Source organism: Psychrobacter sp. 1Y4 (assembly GCF_051847555.1).
Genome location: NZ_JBPYDE010000346.1, coordinates 1 through 831 on the forward strand (window position 1 = coordinate 1; position 831 = coordinate 831).

The following is an 831-nucleotide window of genomic DNA, read 5'->3' on the forward strand; positions in this document are numbered from 1 at the left end:
ACCCCAACACCATGCAGGCCACCTGATACTTTATAGCTATTATCATCAAATTTACCGCCTGCATGCAAGACAGTCATAATGACCTGAGCAGCAGATACACCCTCTTCTGGATGAATATCGACTGGCACACCGCGGCCATTATCCATCACACTGACAGACTCATCTTCGTGAATGATGATATCGATCTGATCACAGTGACCGGCCAGCGCCTCATCGATAGAGTTATCCACGACCTCAAAGACCATGTGATGCAAGCCTGTGCCATCGTCAGTGTCACCGATATACATACCAGGGCGTACGCGTACAGCCTCTAACCCACGTAGTACACGGATATCCTTAGAACTATAATCAGAGGGTAACCCTTCTGGCGCTACGACAGGTGCAATCGTTTCGGTAGCACTGTCTGACGTCAGTTGCTCGTGGTCAATAGGTAATGAATCACTCATGTACATTCCTTAATCTAGCCATTATCAGCCGTTTTATCAGTGCACTTATAAAAAATGCACTTCATGATGGCATCTTAAAATCAACTTCTATTATTCATAACTTAGAGTGCATATGAGCGGCTAAACTACTAACCACCGTTAGACTAAAAAAGCTACATAGAGATAAAATTAGCAAATTACTTATTAGTAATAGTCTTTGTTTTTCTAGCCATTGCTAAAACTATTGAAATAAATAAAATATTTAATTATCAACTACTTATAAAGAAACAAAAAATAGAAATCTTTTATATGATGCTATCGAATAAATTGCTGAGAACAGGACAAAAATAAAGGGTTATTTTAGCATTTTTTTGTCTGTAAGTCACTGTTTACTGGGAGTTTTACG

1 protein-coding gene is annotated in these 831 nt (G+C 39.4%); it reads right to left on the reverse strand.

The annotated features are described in order from the left end of the window. A partial coding sequence (locus ACS8FC_RS16230; protein WP_439297533.1) for an ATP-binding protein occupies positions 1–446 on the reverse strand: 446 nt, incomplete at its 3' end. Positions 447–831: the final 385 nt, after the last annotated feature.